Source organism: Micromonospora sp. NPDC003816 (assembly GCF_042874705.1).
GTDB lineage: Bacteria > Actinomycetota > Actinomycetes > Mycobacteriales > Micromonosporaceae > Micromonospora.
Map to the genome: position 1 here is coordinate 1 of NZ_JBIANP010000014.1, position 19,258 is coordinate 19,258.

General features: G+C 72.1%; 6 protein-coding genes and 1 rRNA gene. 1 reads left to right on the forward strand and 6 read right to left on the reverse strand.

Features of this window, described 5'->3' with window-relative positions; all coding sequences use genetic code 11:
• A 16S ribosomal RNA gene (locus ACFYTT_RS27985) occupies nt 1–59 on the reverse strand; the annotation flags it as partial.
• A gap of 734 nt (nt 60–793) precedes the next feature.
• Nucleotides 794–1,045 carry an SCO4848 family membrane protein gene (locus tag ACFYTT_RS27990; RefSeq protein ID WP_176095502.1) on the reverse strand — a complete coding sequence of 84 codons (252 nt, stop codon included), beginning with the start codon at nt 1,043–1,045 and terminating at the stop codon, nt 794–796.
• A gap of 66 nt (nt 1,046–1,111) precedes the next feature.
• Here ACFYTT_RS27990 and ACFYTT_RS27995 point away from each other — a divergent pair, with 66 nt between their 5' ends.
• Nucleotides 1,112–1,651 carry a hypothetical protein gene (locus tag ACFYTT_RS27995; protein ID WP_176095503.1) on the forward strand — a complete coding sequence of 180 codons (540 nt, stop codon included), beginning with the start codon at nt 1,112–1,114 and terminating at the stop codon, nt 1,649–1,651.
• Nucleotides 1,652–1,686: 35 nt separating this feature from the next.
• Here ACFYTT_RS27995 and ACFYTT_RS28000 read toward each other — a convergent pair whose 3' ends face one another.
• From ACFYTT_RS28000 to ACFYTT_RS28015, 4 genes are read right to left on the reverse strand one after another with little or no spacing between them, the layout of a single operon-like run.
• Nucleotides 1,687–2,316, reverse strand: a complete 630-nt coding sequence (locus tag ACFYTT_RS28000; RefSeq protein ID WP_131054391.1) for a hypothetical protein — start codon at nt 2,314–2,316, stop codon at nt 1,687–1,689.
• A gap of 20 nt (nt 2,317–2,336) precedes the next feature.
• The gene (locus ACFYTT_RS28005; RefSeq protein ID WP_387263578.1) at nt 2,337–2,972 is read right to left on the reverse strand and encodes a hypothetical protein; all 636 of its coding nucleotides are present in this window, start codon (nt 2,970–2,972) and stop codon (nt 2,337–2,339) included.
• Complete coding sequence (locus ACFYTT_RS28010) at nt 2,969–3,811, reverse strand: DUF6406 domain-containing protein (protein WP_387263580.1); 843 nt, start codon at nt 3,809–3,811, stop codon at nt 2,969–2,971. Before ACFYTT_RS28010 ends, ACFYTT_RS28005 begins: the two co-directional genes overlap by 4 nt.
• 32 nt (nt 3,812–3,843) lie before the next feature.
• Nucleotides 3,844–19,251: a toxin glutamine deamidase domain-containing protein gene (locus ACFYTT_RS28015; RefSeq protein ID WP_387263583.1), complete on the reverse strand. Its 15,408-nt coding sequence runs from the start codon at nt 19,249–19,251 to the stop codon at nt 3,844–3,846.
• Nucleotides 19,252–19,258: the final 7 nt, after the last annotated feature.

The following is a 19,258-nucleotide window of genomic DNA, read 5'->3' on the forward strand; positions in this document are numbered from 1 at the left end:
TGCATGTGTTAAGCACGCCGCCAGCGTTCGTCCTGAGCCAGGATCAAACTCTCCAACAAAAACCTAATTGGAAAAGCAAACCCCAGCAACAAAATTTTGCTGCCAAAGGAATCCCCACCAACCCAAAAGTTGGCACGGGGCATCATAAAACAATTTGGCACTGGCTTATCAAGCACCCTGTTGAGTTCTCAAAGAACAACCACACACCATCAGAACACCCACACCAGCAGGCACCCCTCCGGGGCATCATCCGCACCCACCTCGCGGCGGGCACTTTTACTACGTTACCTTACCGTCTGGCCCGTGTCAACCGGTGTGTCCCGGTACGTCACGCTTCTGGCGGTTCGGCATCCGTGATCAGGCGCAGCGGTGACCGCTTCGCTCGATCGTCGGATTTGGCAGGCCGGCCGCTTGCGGTTTCCCGCTAGCTCGCCCGGTTCCCTGCCGGTCGTGAACATTACCCGGTCGTTTCCGCTCCGCCAAATCCGCCCCTCGGCGTCTTCGTCGGGCCCCGCCCGGACCGCGTCCACTGAGGATCACTCCGCACTGAACTCGGTACCGCCTGGTCCGGACCTCGTGGCTTTCGCCCCGTTTGCCCGTTCCGCAGCGGCAGAGAGAAAGTTACGCGTCCACAGGTTTGATCGTCAAATCCGGGGGAAGCGGTCCCCGTCACACTTCGGGTCCCGTGAACGCTTCGCCGGTCCGAAGTGGCCTGTTCCACCAGGTCAACACGCAGCGACGCCTGGGGAACCGGACCGCAGCACGACCCCCGTGGTTCACCCGGGTGCCCAGCTCAGCGGGTACCCCGGCGGGACATCCGCCAGGCGCGTACGCCGAGCAGTCCCACTGTCGTGCCGATCGCCAGCGACGCACCGATCAGCAGCGCGTGCACCCAGAGGAAGCCGGTCGCCGGCCAGTCACCGACCGTGCCGCTGGACCAGGACCGCTCGTCGTTCCAGATCGCCACCGCGAACCTCGGCCAGATCACCCAGGTCCAGACGCCCACACCGGCGAGGAACACGGCCCAGCCACGCGACACCACCATGGTCGGCGAGTATGCCAGCGGGCGGCGGGGACGGTGCCCGGACAGCTCGATCGGTACGGTAGGCCGATGACCCCGCCGCTGAGCCGCACCAATGCGGAGGCGCACCTCTACATGGACCTGCGTCCCTGCTCGTGCGGGGACGTCGGCTTCCCTCGGCAGAGCGCGGTCGTCGCGATGGCCGACGGCGAGCTGGCGAGTCGGTACACCGGCGCCTGCGCCGGCTGCGGGCGGGAGAGGGAGTTCGTCTTCCGGCTGCCCCCGGGTCTCGGCGCGGCAGGCACCGGGTTCCGCTACGGCGGCGACGAGCCGTCGGAGCTGCTCGACCCGGGCGAATGGCTGCTCGTCGCCGACGCGTACGCCGGACAGGTGTCGGTGAACGCGGACGGCGACTCCCGGCAGCGGGCCCGGGCAGCGTTGACCCGGGCCGTCGCCGCGCTGGACGAGGTCGGCAAGTTCATCCCGGCCGACGGCGACGCGGTCCCCCCGGAGACCTTCGCCAGCGACCGGGGGCGTCACCTGCACCAGCGCGAGCCCGGTCGGTTCCGGCGGGAGCGGCTGCGGGCGGTGCGCGACACGTACGCCGGGATGCTGGCGCAGCTCGACTGAGTCGGACCCGCCGGTCCCCGACGGCGGCGACGCGGTCAGAGGCCGCGGGCCTCGTCCAGGCAGGCGGCGTTGGTGGCCAGCAGCATGGGCAGCGCCGCGAGGAACTCACGCAACACGTGGCGGGGATCGTGCTCCCGCTCGTCGACGAAGTCGACCCGGGCGCCGGCCTCGGCGAACACCTCGCAGACCTCCCACAGGCTGTCGCCGACGCTGCTCCACTGCCAGACGTCGTGCACGAGGGTGGGCACCCGGACCACCGGCTCCATGCCGAACAGGCCGATGCCGTAGTTCAACGGGTCGTCCGGGCTGTTGCCGAGCGACACCATCAGCGGCAACACCCGGTGCGCGCGGGCGAACCCCTCCAGGTCGGGATCGTCGGGACTCACCTCGACCAGCAGCCCGTCCTCCAGGAACCCGTCGACGATCCGCTCCGGGTCGGTGACCCCGACGGCGGTGGCGGACTCCTCCAGGGCGCTCCTGGTCCACGGCCGGGTCGGCGCGTCGGTCGGGGGATGCGCGGCAGCCCAGACGGCGAACGCCTGCGGATCCTCCATCGTCACCACGAGGCGACCGATGCCCAACGAGTAGTAGGCGACCGGCGCGCCCGCCTCGGGATGGAACTCGCCGGTGTATCGGCCGACCGGCAGGATCAACGGCTGGGTCATCGGCGGTGTCCTCGTCTCGGTCACGGCTGCGGCTCCAGATAGACCACGCTGGCCAGCAAGAGCGGGTGCAGGGCCCGGAGGAGCGCGGTGAGCAGCAACTCCGGCTCGGTCAGCTCCGTGTCGGTGCCTCCGCTGTCGCGCTCGTCGGCGGCCAGCGACTCGCAGACGTCCCAGAGGCTCTCGCCGGAGCGCCCGCTCTCCCAGAGGTTGTAGATCGTACGGGTGACCTTCACGATCGGCCGTTCGAAGAAGCCGATCGACCACAGCCAGGGCTCGTCGGCACTGTTGCCCAGCCCCACCATCCGCGAGCCGAGCCGGTGGCGCTGGGCGAAGTCGACCGCCGCCGGGGCGTCGGGCGTCACCTCGACGAGCAGGCCCTCGGTGAGCAGGCCGTCGAGCAGCGGTTCGACGTCCACACCGGGAAGGTGTACGCCCGCCGCCCGCCGCACCGAGGTGAGCGACCAGAGTTGTTCCTCCTCGCGGTCAGCCGTGCTGTGCGCGAGCGCCCACAACGCGAAACGCGGGTCGTCCAGGTCCCACACGTCCGGGCCGAGCCGGACCCGCTGGTAGCGCTCCGAGGCGCCGACCTTGGGGTGGAAGGTGCCGAAGTACTGCCCAAGTGGCAGCAGCAGGGCCTCTGGGGTCGGCGTACTCATGGCTGCCCGTCCTGGTGGTTGCGGGGATCGGTGAAGGTGCTGGGCGGCACCATCTGCACCGGCGGGAGGTGGTCGACCTCCACGGGGGTGAGCCGGCCGAGGAGATAGCCCATGGACCTGGCCACTCCGCGTAGCTTCCTCTCCCGGGCGACGGAAGCAGGTGGACCGGGCGGGCCGACCAGGTCCAGTTCGTGAGCGAAGTACACGATCGAGTCGCCCGACCGCGTCGAGACGACCAGCAGGCCGCCGGAGGGGTTCGCGATCACCAGCCAGGCCGGCGACAGCCACGGGTCGCGGTGTCGGCGCTGGGCCTGCACCAGATCGAAGAGCGGATAGTCGGGGTGCACACCGAACAGCGGGCGTTCCGGCGTCAGGGCGAACGGCACTCCGGGTACGTGGTGCGGCACCTCGGGCTGCGCGCCGTTGTTGCGGCGCAACCAATCGCGGTAATCCGCGGGCAGGCGGAGCCCTAGTGCGGACTCGACCGATTGGAGCTGTGCCTCGTCGACCTGGCCGTAGGGTCGCAGCCGAGAGGGTTTCCACAGGCGCCCGGTGGGTGGATCCATCACCTCGTTCGCGTCCACCCGGCGAACCGTGACCTCCCACTGGTCCTCGCTGGCCATGTCCAGGTCGGCGAACCGCCAGGTTTCGTCACCCACCGGGAACGTCTCGCCCAGCCGCATCTCGTGATGCGTGGACTCCTCGGCCCAGTGCGGCATGACCACCACCTCGGCGCGCACCGGCGGCCCCACGTCGACCCATCGCACCGCTAGTCGGGCGTGCCCGATGTCGACTGGGACGTTGTTCGGTATGGAGGTGATCTCCGTGAAGGAGCGCAACGGCCGTTCTCCCTGTCCTGTCGTCGGCATCGTCAGCCGTTCACCATGTCGTGCAGCACGGACTCCTCAGGGAGCCTGAACCCGAGCACGTCCTGCGCGATCTGTTCGGCCGCCTCCCGACTGACGGGCATCGATCCTCCGACGCCTGGTTGCCCACCGTCGGCGCTCCAGTGGGCCGTGCGCTGCCCATGCTCGGAGGAGACGACCACGAGCAGACCATTCACCGTACCGTCGGCACCGAGCAGGGCGAAGTAGCCGACCGTCGTCGGGTGCTCGTCGAGGAACGTGCGACCGAGCGAATGACGGTGCGAGCGTTCCGGCTCGCTCTGAGCGGGCGCCTTCGGTGCCGGACTCGGCGTATCCAGCCGCGCCGCGGCGGCATCGGTCTCGAGCGGGCCGGGCGCTGTTGCGGCGGGCCTGGGCGCGACTGCGGGCGCGACGTCCAAGTGGGCATAGGACGTGCTCATCAGGTGCAGGAAGTCCAGGATCGGCATCTCCGCCGGATGATCGAAGTTCCACGGGTTTCGCAACGACACGCGGCCATCAGCGACCGCGACCACTTCGTACGCGTGGCCGGGCACCAGGCCGAACGGGAGTTGATGACGAATCTCCGCCGGGTAGTCCCGTTTCGGCAGCGTGCCGGTGATGATCGGACTGCCGGCGGCCAGCAGCTCGCCGAGTCGCGCCGCGACCGCAGCCTCCTGTCCCGGCCGGACGTCGAACGTCGATGCGCGACTGGGAGCACCCGTGAGCTGGGTCAACAGTTGCGCCTGCATGTCGGGGGTGCTGCCGATGTTCAGCCGCGCGTAGCCCGTCGGCGCCGCCTGGTGCGGATCGTCCGGGCTGTGCCAGGCCAGCCAACTCGACTGCCACTGTTGGCGCTGCTCCACACTCCAGGTCCGGTCGACTGCCGCCAGGGCCTTCTCGAGCAGGGAGGCCCAGGCTGCGCCGTTGACCGACTGGTCGGCGTAGGCCGCCGATCCGGCTGCCACGGATCGCAGAGGTACGTCGGGGGTCACCGTGATGCGCAGTCGACGACCCGTGGGCGCCATCGTCTCACCGAGCAGGGTGCTCTCGTACAGCAGCACATCGACGGTGCCGTCCGCATTCGTCTGGAAGAGCTGCGCCAGCACGTCTGGTCGGTGACCGGCGACCGCAGCGATGGTGGCCAGTACTCCGCAGTCACCGAGCATGCCCTGTCGTACCTGGTCACGGCGGGGTGGACCGTCGAAGACCGGTGCCGGTCGCCCGGTCCGGGTATCCATCGGGCGCCCGTACTCGACGACGCGTCGGGGAACAGGGTCGGGCAGGGTGACTCGGTCGGCGGTCGCGGTGACCTCGCCGGTGGTCACCGTCGGAGTGGATTCGACCTCGACCTCGGTCTCGGGCGGCATCATCGACCGCAGCGCCTCGGTCAACGCGTTCGGCACCAGCGCCATCCGCCGCGCGTCGGTCTGGTAGTGGAACGCGTGGGTGGTGAGTACGGCCATCGCGGCGCGATTCGTGCCGTAGGCGGCCCGGAAGGCGGCGTCGATGCGGATCCGGTCCTCGGCGAGCAGGGCCTGGCGACCGGCCGGGGTGTTCAGGTCGTACGCGGGCGCCGACGCGGTGAGGGTGAACTCCGGTGCGCCGTCGAGGGTGTACGGGCGCAGGTCGAAGCGGCCGGTCAGGTCGACGTAGACGCCTTCGGCGGCCACCCGGTCGGCCAACCGTGGATCGACCTGACGGATCTGGTCCAACAGGTTCGGCGGCAGGCCGATGAGCTGCCCGGCCAGGGCGGGCATTCGGGGCATCGAGGACTGGCGCTGCTCCCCGTGCACGGCCAACTCGCGCAGCTTCGCGGTCAGCTCGGCAGCCTCCGGCGGCGGTCGGAAGTCCGGGGCCAGATGGTCTCGGTAGTCGATCGCGCGGTACCGCTCGACGAGCGTCGGGTCGGGTCGGTACGCCAGGACGTCGTTCACCGTCTCCGGTGTCATCGCCGGCAGGCTGAGCGTCATCACGTGGTACCAGACGTCAGCGGGCACGACCGCCAGACGTTCCCGTGCGTCCGGCGTACCCGAGCGCAGGCCCAGGTGGTCGACCAGCGTGTCGATCTCGGCGCGCAGGGCCAGCCGGGCGGTCGGGTCGGCCTGCGCGTACCAGGTGGCCATCAGACGCAGCTCGGCCAGCCGTCCCCGGTCGGCGACGGTGAGGCCGGCCGGGTCGATCGGTCCGTCGACGGTGTCCTGGTCGAAGAGGCCGACCTTAGCCACGCCGGTCTCGTGCCGGGCCAGCAGTTCGGCGGTCTCGTGTGCCAGCGCGCGGTCGACCGCGCTGTCGGCGGCCCGGTCGGAGACGGCGAGGGTGAAGGTGCCGTCCAGGTTGCGGGTCGTCTGCGCCACCGTGCCGGTGGGCAGCGCGTCGGCGACGACCCGGACGCGCAACGGGTCCAGGCCGTCGGTCCGCACCTCGAAGGCGTCCGGGCCGACGGCGACGACCTCGGTCGCGCCGATCGATTCGGCGAGGGTGGGCAGCACCAGCCGGGCCCGGTCCCGCACCGCGGTGGGATCGGCGGCCGGTCGGCCGTGACCGTGGAACTGCGAGTCCGGCAGCGCCTCGACCGTGCTGCGGGCCAGTTCGACGTGCGCGTACGTGGGCCTCATCAGGTCGAGGAAATCGCGGATCGGCATCGGCGCGGGGTGGCTGTCGTTCCACGGGTTGCGCAGCCGCACCTCGCCGTCGGTCACCGACACGACCTCGTAGGCGTGCCCGGCGTAGAGCCCGTGAGGCGGCTTGCCGTGCTCGTACGACTCGTAGCGCGCGGCGGGGTGCGTACCGGTGATCACCGGGCTGCCGGCGTCGAGCAGGGCCGCCAGTCGGGCCTCGGCGTCGGCCTCCCGTCCGGGTGTCGGGTCGAGCTGGTCGACCCTGGTCGGTAGGCCGGTGATCTGGCTGAGCAGTTCCGCCTGCACATAGCGGCTGCTGCCGCTGCCCAGCCGGGCGTAGCCGAGCGGGGCGGCCTGGGCGGCGTCGACGTCGGGTCGGGCGCTCCACTGCCGCTGCCACTGGTCGTGGCGTTGCGGGGTCCAGGTGCGGTCGACCGCCGCGATCGCCTTCTCCAGCAGTGACGCCCAGGACGTACCGACCATCGACTGGTCGGCGTAGGCGCTGCGGCCCTTCGAGGCGGCGTGCACGGGCACATCCGGGAACACGGTGACCCGGAGCAGGCGTCCGGTGGGGGTGACCGCGCTGCCCGGCCCGTCGGTCTCGTGCAGCAGCACGTCCACCGAGCCGTCCGGGTTGGTGTGGAACATCCGGGCGACGGTGTCCGGCAGGTGACCGGCGACCGAGCCGATCACGGCGATCATGCCGCAGTCACCGAGTGCGCCCTGCTGCACGTCGGTCCGCTTCGGCGGGCCGTCGAACAGCGGTGCCGGCTGGCCGGTCCGGGCGTCGAACGCCGCCCCGTAGACCGGTCCGCTGCCGGCCGCCTTCTCCGCCGGCAGCGTCACCCGGTCGGCGGTCACCTCGATCTCGCCGGCCGGTCCCTCGGTCGGGGCGGTCTCCGCAGCGGCGGCGGTGTCCGGCGGCGTGGGGGTGATGCCGCGCAGCGTCTCGGTCAGGACGTCGGGCACCAACCCCATCCAGCGGGCCGTGCCCTGGTAGTGGAACTCGTGGTCGGCGAGGATGGTGGCGGCCTGATCGCCGCGCAGCCCCCGCAGGGCGGCGTGAGCGCGTTGCCGGTCCTCGTGCAGTTGGGCCCGTCGACCGGATTCGGTGGTCAGGTCGAAGACCGGTCGGGCGGCGCCGAGATCGATCGCCGGAACCCCGTCCACCATGTACGGGCGCAGGTCGTATCGGCCGGTCACGTCGACGTAGATGCCGTCACGGCCGAGTCGGTCGGCAAGGTCGGGGGCGACGGCCCGGATCCGGTCGAGCTGTGCCGGGGGCAGGCCGACGATACTTCCCGCGAAGGACGGCATCCGGGGAATCCCGGTCTGCGCCTGCTCGGCCTCGATGGCCAGTTCCCGCAGCCGGTTGGCCAGATCGGCCTGCTGCGGCACCTGGAAGTCCGGCGCCAGCCGGGCCCGGTAGTCGATCAGCCGCACCCGCTCGACCTCGCTGGGGTCCGGTGTGCCCGCCAGTACCTCCGACACTGCGGCCGGAGTGAGGGCGGGCACGCTGAGCTGCACCAGGTGGGCCATCACGTCACCAGGGAGCAGCGCCCACCTGCCCCGGACCTCCGGGTCGCCCACCCGCAGGCCGAGGTGGTCGGCGAGGGCGTCGATCTCGGTACGCAGCGCGAGCCGACCGGCCGGGTCGGCGTCGGCGTACGCGGCGGCGAGCAGGCGGATCTCCGCCATCCGGCCCCGGTCGTGGGCGGTGAGCCCGGCCGGGTCGATCCGGCCGTCCACGTTGCCCGGGTCCAGCGGCCCGACGAGTGCCTGCCCCGACTCGTGCAGGGCCGACAACTCGGCCACCTCGTGCGCGAGCGCCCGCGCCACGACCTGGTCGACGGCCCGGTCGGAGACGGTGACGGTGAACGTCCCGTCGGGGTCGCGGGTCGACTGGGCCACCACGCCGTCGGTCAACGGGCCGGTGGTGATGCGCACCGTCAGCGGGTACTGCCCGGCCACACGGATCTCGAACAGGTCCGGACCGACCTGCACCACGGCGTCCACCTGGGCGTACGGCGCGATCTGCGGCAGGGCGGCCCGTGCCAGGTCGAGTACGGCCGCCGGGTCGGCGGCCGGACGGCCCAGGCCGTGGAACCCGGAGTCCGGCACGGCAGCCGCGGTGATCCGCCCCGAGTCCGGGTCGGTCCCTCCGTCCGGCCGACCGGCGGCCGGGTCCGACGAGGTCGGGTCGACGGCGGTCGGGTCCGCGGAGCGCGGGAAGGCGCCGAAGAGACGCCCGAGTACGCCGTTGCGCTGCTGTGCCCCGGCCAGGCGCTCGGTGAGCCGATCGGCCGCCGACTCGGCCGCGTCGAGCCGGGCCTCCAGGTCGGCCGTCGCCTGTCCGAGCTCCCGGACCGGCTCCTGCAACCGGTCGACGACCTGGTCCACCTTGTCGGCTGCCGCCCGGGCGTCGCTACGGGCGTCGAACCGGGTCCGTACGTCGTCGGCCGCCAGGCTGGCCCGTTTCGCGTACCACTTCGCGGCGCCGATCACCGGGACGGCGGCGAGCGCGGCGACCGGGATGATCGGGGCGAGCGGACTCGACAGGGCGAGCGCGATCGCGGTGCCCCCCGCGCCGGCCAGGCCGGTCGTGGCGAAGCTGGCGCGCAGGTACGTCCGCAGGCTGGGCACGCCCGGCGGACGGCCGACGTCGATGTACCTCTGTCTTCCGCGCAGCGTCCGGAGCCGGACCGACCGACTGGCCCGGTCGCCGCCGTAGTCGACGACCACCTGGCGTGCCTCGGGCGACAACTGGGCCACCCGGTCCACCCGGCCGAACATGCCCTCGCGCAGCCCGAGCCGGTCGATGACCGCGTACAGCTCGCGCAGGGCGGGCTTGAGGGACATCGGGTCGGCGGTGCGGACGTGGCTCTCGGCGACCTGCAGTTCCCACGAGTCGGCCCGGCGCAGGACGTCCGGCCCCTCCGTCGTGGTGGTGTCGCCGTCGCGGGAGGTCGACGGGGTCGGTGCCGGCGGTCCGTTCTCCGCGCCACGCCCCGCCAACCGGTCGACCGCCGAGGTGACCCGGCCGAGGTTCGCCACCGCCACCCGGAGCCTGCGGGCCGCGTCGGTCACGACGACCTCGGTGGGTACGGCGAGCCGGTCCACGCGTGCCGCCGAGTCCGCCGCCGGGTTCGGATGGTCCAGGTCCCACTTGCGGCGGGCGTCCTTGACGCTGGTCTCCATCCGTTTCAGCGCCAGGTCGCGTACCGAGCCGAGCACGCCGCCGGCCGCCATGTTCAGCGGCCCCGCCCCGGCGGCGACCTGGATCACGCCGGCCAGGCCGACGGTGGTGGCAGCCTGCACCAGCGGCCCGGGGGTCTGTTCCACCGCGTACACACCGGCGTTCGGCACGTTGCTCGGCCGCGCGTCACTGTCCGTGGCGTCGGCGGGCCGGCCGACGAAGATCCGCGCCATCCGGTCCGCCAGCAGCCGACGGCCGTGGCGCTCGGCGACCGGTCGCAGCTCGGCCGGCAGGTGCTCGCGCCGCTGTGCGGCCCCCGGGGTGCCGTCGCGCAGGCCGAGCTGGTTCAGCAACGCCCGCAGGTGACGCGCGTGCCGGATCCGGACCGGACCGCGCGCGGCGTCGTGCCGGGCCGCCAGGTCGGCGAGCTGCCTGAGCGCCGCCGCGTCCCCCGGGTCACGGGTGCCGGTGGACGGATCGGCGGTGGTCGTCCCACCACCCGTCGGGTCGCCGGGGCGGGTCGGGGACGTGGCGTCAGGGGCGGCGAGCCCCGCCCAGGCCGGGTCGCCGAAGAGCAGCCGCCGGAACGACCCGGCGGCGCTGTTACGGCGGTGCGACTCGGCCAGCCGCCGGTCCAGGTCGACCACCCGCTGCTCCAGATCGGCGGTGCGCCGGACGACGTCGGCGACCCGGTCCGTCACCAGGTCCACCGGGCCGGTCACGGCCTCGGTGAGCTGGGTGAGCTGCGCGTCCGCCGGCATCGCCGGGTGGTCCGTGTCCCAGGTGTCGCGGGCGTCCTTGGCCGCCGCCTCCCGACGGGCCATGATCGGGTCGACCACGGACCCACTGGCCATCGCGGTCAGACCGGCGGTGATCGCGAACCAGCCGAGTCGGAGCTGACCGACCAGGTCACCGACGACGGCGATGCTGCCGGCGGCGAGCACGCTGGGCGCGTTCTCCGCAGTGCCCATCCACCACGGCGCCACCTTGCCGGGCCGGTCCCCTTCGGTCGGTCGCCCGTCGACGGCCGCCGCCAGGCGGTGCCGCACCATCGCCGTACGGGAACCGCCGAAGCGGTCCGCCATCGACCGGAGGTCCTCCGGCAACAGTTCCCGGCGCTGCTCGACACCGGGAGTGTTCTGTCGCAGACCGAGTGCGTCGAGCAGTGCCCGGATCTCGCGGGTCACCCGGGGACGGGCGAAGGTGGAGGCGGCGTCGCGCTGTGCCGCGAGAGCCCGCAACTCGGCCAGCCGCCCCTGCTCGTGCGGGGTGAGGCCGACCGGCTCGGTGGAATCCGCCGTCGCGGACGGGTCGGACCGGTTGGTCGTCGGCGGGCCGCTCGCCGGCGGGCCGGGATCCGGCGGGGCGAAGCGTCGCGGCCGGCCGATCAGGCGACGACGTCGTTCCCCGGCGTCGAGCCGCTGTCCGAGCGCCTCGACCCGGCTCTCCAGTCGGCCCGTCGCCGAGTCCGCCTCCCGGGTCGGCGGCCCCACGTCGTCGGCCCGCGCGGCGACCTCGCGGCCCGTGGTGACATCGGAGTCGACGGTGGAGCGGGCCTCATGACGGGCGTCGTGCCGGGCCCGACGGTCCTCGGCGGCCAGACCGGCCCGCTTCGCCAGCCACTTCGCCGGACCGGTGGCGACCGCGCCGATCACCCCACCGACGCCGAGCATCAACGCCAACTCCGGCCGACCGGCGTCCACGGTCAGCTTCACCGCCAACGCGGTGAGCGTCGAGTTGGTGGCGATGTGGGTGATCACATAGGTACGCAGCCGGGGCAGTCCGGTCGGGCGAGGGTCGCTGGTCGGCGCGGCGGGCAGGCGGTCCAGCGCCCGGCCCCGGCGGTCGGTGTACCAGTCCGGGTACACCTCGGTCAGGGCGGTCCGCGTCGCGGCCGGTACCCCGCTCAGGCGCTGCTCCGCGCCGAGCATGCCGTCCCGCAGGCCCAGGCGGTCGACCACGGCGGCCAGTTCGCGGCGGGCAGCGCCCAGCGACCAGCGGTCGGCGACGGCGACCTGGTGGGCGGCGGTCCGCAGCTCGGCGAGGTCGGCGGGGGAGAGCGGGGCGACCGTGGGTGCTGCCGGATCCACCGGCCGCCCGAGCGCCGACAACTCGGCCACCTCGTGGGCCAGTCCCCGCTCGACCACCCGGTCGGCGGCTCGGTCGGAGAGCGTCACCACGGCGACGCCGTCGCTGCCGAACCGGCTGGTCGCCACCGCGCCGTCCGCGACCGGCCCACTGGTCAGGCGGAGCGTGAACGTGCTGCCGTCGGCCCGGGTCACCTGGTAGGTGCCGTCCGGGCGGGCGAGCACCTCGGAGACCTCGGCGTGGGTGGCCACCTGCCCGGCCACCGCACGAGCCCGGTCCAGGACGGCGTCCGGGTCGGGTTCCGCACGACCCTGGCCGTGGAAGTCGGTGCCGGGCAGGGCACTCGCGGTGATCACCGTGCCGGCCCGGTCGCCGTTCGTCCGGGTATCGCCGACGTCGGTCCGGTCGGCCGGTCCGGTCAGGTTGTCGGTTCCGCCTCGGGCCACACCTGCCGGCCCCTGGTCCGCCCCTCGCGTCGCGCCTGGGCGTACTCCTGCATGACCCGCCGGGGCGGCAGGCTGGGGTGCACGGTGATCACTCCCGAGTGGTCGATGATGTAGCTCCCCTGGCCCACGTGCGTCCCCGAGGCCCGGTCCTGCTCCGAGAGCCTCTCCCGGGCCAGCCAGCCGTACTCGAACTCCCGGAGCACGATCGGATTCCGGGTCGCCAGCAAACTGCTGATCAGTGTCAGCGCCTCGTCCTCGGTCAACTCGCCCCTCTCCGTCAGGCATCATCATCGCCCAGAGGGCATGGGTTTCCCGGATGTCCGCGGCCGGCATGTCCGCCGACGTCGTCCCGCTCTGCGGATCCCACCACACCGGCGCGTCGGCATCGACCGGGAAGACGATCACGAACGCGTGGGCACCGTCGATCTCCGGTTGGCCGTGGGCGTCCAGGATCGGCTGCCCGGCCGCGTCGACGTACAGCCAGTCGGCCACCACCAGCGCCGACGCGCCGGGACCGGCCTCCGCCACCCGCCGGTAGAGGTCGGCGTACTGGTCGGCGACCGCGTCGGTGCGGGCCGACAGGTCGGTGGGCAGGTTGTCCGGCCCGCCGATCCACTCCCCGCCGATCCACGCCTCGGCGCGTTCCAGGCCGCCCCGCTCACCGGAGACCAGGTCGATCGCGCCGTCGTCGGTCCGGTCCGCCCACCGTGGCACCGACACCTGTGGGTCGCCGTGGAAACTGGCCAGGGCCGCCAGCGACGCGTCGAGGCAGTTGTTGGCCCGGCCCGGCTGGTCCGGCCCACCATCGTTGACCAACTGGCCGTACGGGTGGGTGGACGGGTCCGCGAAGACCGCGTACCCCTGCGGCGTGGCCAGACTCGCGGCCAGGTCGTCCTGGTACCGCGGATCCTCCAGGGGGGCCAGCTCACCTGGCCCGTACCGCCGGCTCTCCGGCAGCGACGGCGCGGGACCGACGTCGGTCAGGCCGTCGGGTCCTCCGTCGGCCAGACCTGGCGGCCGGTGATCCGGCCCTCCCGGCGGGCCTGGGTGTACTCCATGATCAACAGTGGCACCGGCAGACTCATCTGCGCCGTGACCACTCCCGTCCGGTCGACTATGTAGCTCCCGTGGCCCAGGTGCCGGCCCTGGGCCCGTTCCGGTGGCGACAGTTGCTCCTTCGCCAGCCACCCGAACTCGAACGGATGCATCTCGATCTCGTTCGGCGTGCCCAGCAGGCGTGTGATCAGTGCCCGCGCCTCGTCCTGTGTCACCCGGACCCCCTTCCACCCACGGCACCATCGACCACAGCGCGTACGTCTGTGCCATGTACGCCGCTGGGGGCTGCGGCCACGTCATCCCCCGTTGTGGATCCCACCAGACCGGTCCGTCGGCACCCTCCGGATGCACCACGACCAGGGAGTGCGAATCCCCGGCCTGCACGTGCCCGCCGTCGAGCACGATGTCCCCGGTGTTCGGATCCGTCCTGCGCCATTCGACCACGACCAGGGCCGCCGTGCCCGGACCCGCCGCCGCGACCCACTGATGCAGCCGCGCGTACTGCTCGGCGACCGCCGCCGCGTTCTCGGTCGGCGTGGTGGGCAGGTCCGCCGAACCGCCGGACCAGTCGACACCGAGCCACGCCTCGGCCCGGTCGAGACCGCTCGCCTCCCCGGCCAGCGTCTCGATCGACCCGTCCGGACGGACGTCGGGCCAGCGAGGGAGGGAGACCTGCGGGTCACCGTAGAAGCTGGACAGGGCAGCCAGCGACGAGTCGAGGCAGTTGTTGGCCCGGCCCGGCTGATCCGGCCCACCATCGTTGACCAACCTGCCGTAGGCATGTGTCGACGGGTCGGCGAAGAGCGCGTAGCCCTCGGGCGTCCGCAGGCTCTGCTCGACGTCCGACTGATAGCCGGGGTGTTCCAGCGGCGCCAACTCACCCGGGCCGATCCGCCGCGTCTCCGACAACCCGTGATCGGTGTCGGTCGGCGCAGAGTCGGTCTGGTCCGGCGTCGGTACGCCGGGGTCGCTCAGTCCGTCGGGTCCGGTGTCGGCCAGACCTGCCGGCCGGTGATCCGGCCCTCCCGGCGGGCCGTCGTGTACCGCTTCATGACCAACGGTGGAGGCAGACTGGGATGCGCGGTCACCACTCCCGTCCGGTCGATGATGAAGACCCCCTGGCCCATCTGCCGGCCCTGTGCCCGCTGCTGCGGGGAGAGCGTCTCCTGGGCTGCCCAGCCGAACTCGAAGGGGAAGACCGCCACCGGGTTGTCCGTCCCGAGCAGCCGGGTCATCAGCTGCTGGGCTTCCTCCCTGCTCATCGGCATAGCCGGGGTGTACCTCCATCGACCACAGGTTCTGCGTCAGTCCAACATAGTCCCCGGGGAGCGGGTCGGTGGTGGTGCTGGCGTACAGCGGGTCCCACCACACCGGCCCGTCCGCGCCCTCCGGATAGACCAGCAGGAAGGCGTGCTGGGCGGCCGCCTGGGTGTGACCGTCGGCGTCGAGCAGCGGAGCGGCGTTCCCGTCGAACTGCACCCAGTCCACCACCACGACGGCGGCCGTGCCTGGCCCCCCGTCGAGGACACTCTGGTAGAGCTGCGCGTACCGGTCGGCCACGGCCTCGGCCCGTTCGACGGGCGTACCCGGCATCGCCTCGTTGGCACTGTCGCCGACCCAGTCGCCGCCGATCCAGTTCGCGATCCGGTCGACACCGGCCAACTCCCCCAACTCGGTCTCGATGGAGCCGTCGTCGAGCCGATCCGGCCAGCGCGGATGGGACACCTGCGGATCACCGTAGAAGCTGGCCAGCGCGGCCAGCGTGGAGTCGACGCAGTTGTTGCTGCGCCCCGGCTGGTCCGGCCCACCGTCGTTGATCAACCGCCCGTACGGGTGCGTGGACGGGTCGGCGAAGACCGCGTACCCCTCGGGGGTCCACAGGCTGTCCGCGACGTCGTCCTGGTAGCGCGGATCCTCCAACGGCGCCAACTGCTCCGGCCCGTACTGCCGGGTGTCCTGCATCGGCCAGCCCTGCATGTCGGGCCAGATCGCGGCGTTCGGATCGGTGAATCTCGGGTCGACGACCGACGACGGAGCGGTGTTCGGCTCGATCCTCGGCCCCACGTCGGACGCGGTCGAATCCGGCGGCAGGACCGGGTTCGTCGTGCCCTGTGTCTCCACCGGCCGAATCGGGTCACCTTCGGCGTCGAGAACGATGGCCCAGACGTCACCCACCCTGTCGGCATAGAGCGGCTCGCCGTCGGACAGGGTCGCGTGCTGGCCGTCGATCCAGATGATCGTGCCCTCGTGGTTGACGGCGTTCCAGGTGTGCGCCCGGCCGCTGTCACCCGGCCAACTGCCCACCACGAGTGCGGCGGCGCCGGGACCAGCGGCGCGGAGCGCCTCGGCGACCGCTTCCAGGGCGGGGGAGCCACTGCCCTGGTGGCCGAAGCTGGCCCGGAGAGCCTGTTCCTGCCGGGCCGTACTGCCCAGCTCCACCTGACCGGCAGCGACGGCCGCCACGTCGGGCCGGCCGTACCAGGTCGACAGGACGGAGAGGCCGACGTCAGCACAGTTGGTGTCGCGTCCCGGTGTGGTTGGTCCACCGTCGTTGACCAGCCCTGCCCATGAACCCTCGCGGGGGTCCGGATGGACCGTAGGGCGGCCGGTACCCGCATCCCGGGGAACCGCCGCATCGAGCGCTGCCTGGTCGGCCTGGTCCGGAGCCACCAGTCCTTCCGGCCGCCCGTACGGACGGTTGTCGCTGAGCGGTGGACCATTACCCACTACTCCGGGTACGGGCGGTTGGTACACGGAGACGTCACGATCCGGGTCGGTGATCGGATCGACGTTGAACTGTGGCAGGAAATGGGCACAGCTCCGGCACGGCGGGCGGTAGTGCCCGAGGTCATAGGTGACACCATCCGACCTTGCCGTGGCCACTTGATGCGTGACGATTTTGGCGTTCTCAAAGGCGTTCAGCGCGAAGGTCTCGAACCGGCCCGGCTGTCCCGCGTCACGCCACTGCTGTTCAAGCCGATAGAGCTGGTCCGAAACCAGTGCCACTTCGGCACACTTGCCGTGCCCGCCGCCGACCCCCCTGCCCAGCACCGCTGCCGTCCGGTCGAGAGCAGCCTGGGCCAACGGGTGGACGGCCGGCTGGGTAGGCGGTTTGGTGCTCTTGTCAGGGGTCATACTGGTGTGCGTCGTGATGTCACCGTTGGGCATCAGCAGGGCGCCAGCCATGCCGGGTTGCTTGGCTTTGGAGATCGTTCCGCCCTTGACCTCCAACCGCACCGCCTCGGCCAGCGTCCGCGACGCTTCAACCAGGGTTCGTTCCGCGTCCGGGCTGGTGGGGTCGCTGACCGACGTCGGCTCCAGATGCCAACCGTAGGTACCTCGACCGGTCGGTGACTCCGAGCGTCGGAGAGTCTCCGGATTGACCTGACCAGTGTCCCTCCCCGGCCCCACCGGCCCGACCGGCCCGTTGTGGACGGTGCTTCCCGTACTGCCCGGAACAGGAACGACGACCGGCCCTTCGGCCGGCGGTGAGACCTGATCTGTCCGCCCCGTCACGGGGTCGCCAGCAGTGTCGGGAACTGACGGCCCAGTGGTGTCGACGGTGGTGGCTGGCGGGTGGGTGCCGGCCGTCTGGGCCGGCACCGTGGGTGCGGTCGGCATACCCGGGTCCGGCCGGCCCGGAGCGGGTCGGTTGTCTGGGCGGCTCGTGGTGTCCTGCTGGGTAGGTACGCCCAAGGCCGGAGTGGCTTGCTGGTGGGGCGCACTCTGCTGGGAGCCGGTGCCGGGTTGGGTGGGATTGGTGGAGGTGGGACCGGTGGACGGGGACAGCGAGACCGATCCCGCCGAGTTCGCTGCCGCCGGATTGACGGTCGGCCCTGCCGGAGGCGTACGGTTCGGCGCCGGCTGCGCGGCGGGGTTGGTGGTGCTGGGCTGAGTGGTGGTGGCCGCATTGTTCGTGCCGGTCGTCGGCGGGCCGGCGGTCGTCGGCGGTGCGGTGTTGGGGCCCGCCCCCACCTGAGGGCCGGTGGACACCGTGGATCCGGCCGGGGGAGACAAGTTCGCGGTGGGCGGGACCGTCGAAGCGATGTTGCCCGGGTTCTGACCGACCGACGGGGTGGTGACCGGGTTACCGGGAAGCACAGCTGGTGGCGTGTCCGCGAGGATGGGGTCGGCCCGAACATCGACAGACCCGGTGTCGGTGAAGCCGTCCGTAGGGGATGTCTCGATGACGCCGCGGGCGGGTCCGGCCGTGCTGTCGCCGGGTGTGGTGGTACCCACTTCCGGTCCCGGAGCCGTCACCGGTCCGCCGCCGGACTGCTCAGTGGAGCTGCTGCTTGACTGGTCGACACGGACCGAATCGGGGGTCGCGGCGACCTGCCCGTCCGGGACACTCTGCACGGTGGTGTCGCTGGTGGGTGGGCTCGCAGCGGCGGTGTCGCCGGCAGGCGCGGTGGCCGCGCCCTCGACGACGACACCGGCCGGAGTTGCTGTCGCGCTGTCCGTAGTGGTGGGGGCAGCCCTGTCGTCCGATTGCGCGGCCGAGGTGTCCACCGGGGAGGCGACCGCCGCGTCCGCGGTGGGTGGCGCGAGGCTTATCGAGCCCGAGCCGCTGTCCGGCACCGTGCCGGTGACGTCCTGGTCCACCGCAGCGGTGTCGATGTTCCCGTCGCCGGTGACGTTGAGCGCGCCGTCGGCACCGGTGTTGCCCGTCGTGCCGGACCCCGTACCGCTCGTGGTGTCGGTGCTCGTCGCGCCGGTGTTGCCTCCCGACGCCGCGTTGGTGGCGGCACCACCGTTGGCGCCACCCGTAGCGCCGCTACCCGTGGCACCGGCTCCGGCCGGGCCGCCGCCCGCACCACCGTTGACACCTCCGACGGTGCCGAGGCCGTCGGCGGTGCCGACGTTCAGAGCCGGGTCGATTCCGCCCGCCGGGAGACCGGCGCCGGGGTTGAAGTCGCCGGTCCTGCCGAGGCCCCAGTTGGTGACGTTCGCACCCACGTTGCCCATGCTGCTACCGATCATGGTCAACCCGGTGCGGCCGGCGCCGCTGGTGAATCCGCCGAGGAACGCGTCCGCGCCCGGCATCGCCCACTGTCCGTTGACCGTGCCGTTGGCGAGCACGCTGGCCGCAGGGGAGACGACGGCGTTCTGCATGCCGGAGGCGAGACTCGTGGTGCCCCAGCGGACCATTCCGCTGCCGGGGAAGGTGAGCTGCGAGGGGCGGAAGGAGAAGGGCATGTGCGGTGCCACCCGCCGGCCGGCGAAATGCATGCCGGTGCCGAGCACGCCGCCGATCGCGCCGCCCACCCCGGCGGTCAGGGTCCGGTTACCGTCCCACTGCCGCCGCTCGCCGGTGTGCATCTGGTACGCCTGGGCACCCACGTCGATGATCAGCTCTTCGCCGATCTCCTCGACCAGTTCCAGGCCGAGCCGGGTCATCCCCTGGCGGAAGCCCTGGCTGCTGACGATCTGCCCGAGCCTCGTGCCGGCGGCGCGCAGGGCCGTCTGCATGCCGGCACGGGTGAGCAGTTGCCGGCCCATCTGGGCGATCAACCGGCGGAAGGCGACCGTCACGGCCTGCCGACCGGCCGCCAGGATGCCCGGGATCGCTCCGGCCGACACACCGCCCAGCCAGGCCATCAGCAGGGCGACGAAGACCGCGATGACGGTGATGAAGACCGCGATCAGCACGGTCAGCTTGGCGTACTCGATCTCCATAGCGGCCTGGTCGCAGCCGGCGGCGTACGCTGCGGCGACCTCCTGCATGAGCGGCAGGCCGGTGTTCGGGTCGACGGCGATCTGGTTCCAGAGCCCGCCGAACGCCTCGCCGGCACCGCCGCCCCATGCCTGCAGGATCTTCATGACCGCCGGGTCGGCCTCGCCCAACGCCTCGCTGATCGCGTCCGCCATCACCTGCCAGGCGTCGGCGAGCTCCCGCATCTTGTCTTCGTCGCCGCTGGGCCACGCCTCGCCCGCGCTCACCCAGCAGATGGCGTCCCAGACCCACGCGTACTCGCCCAGCGAGTTCCTGGGATTGGGTACCGCCACCCCGCGT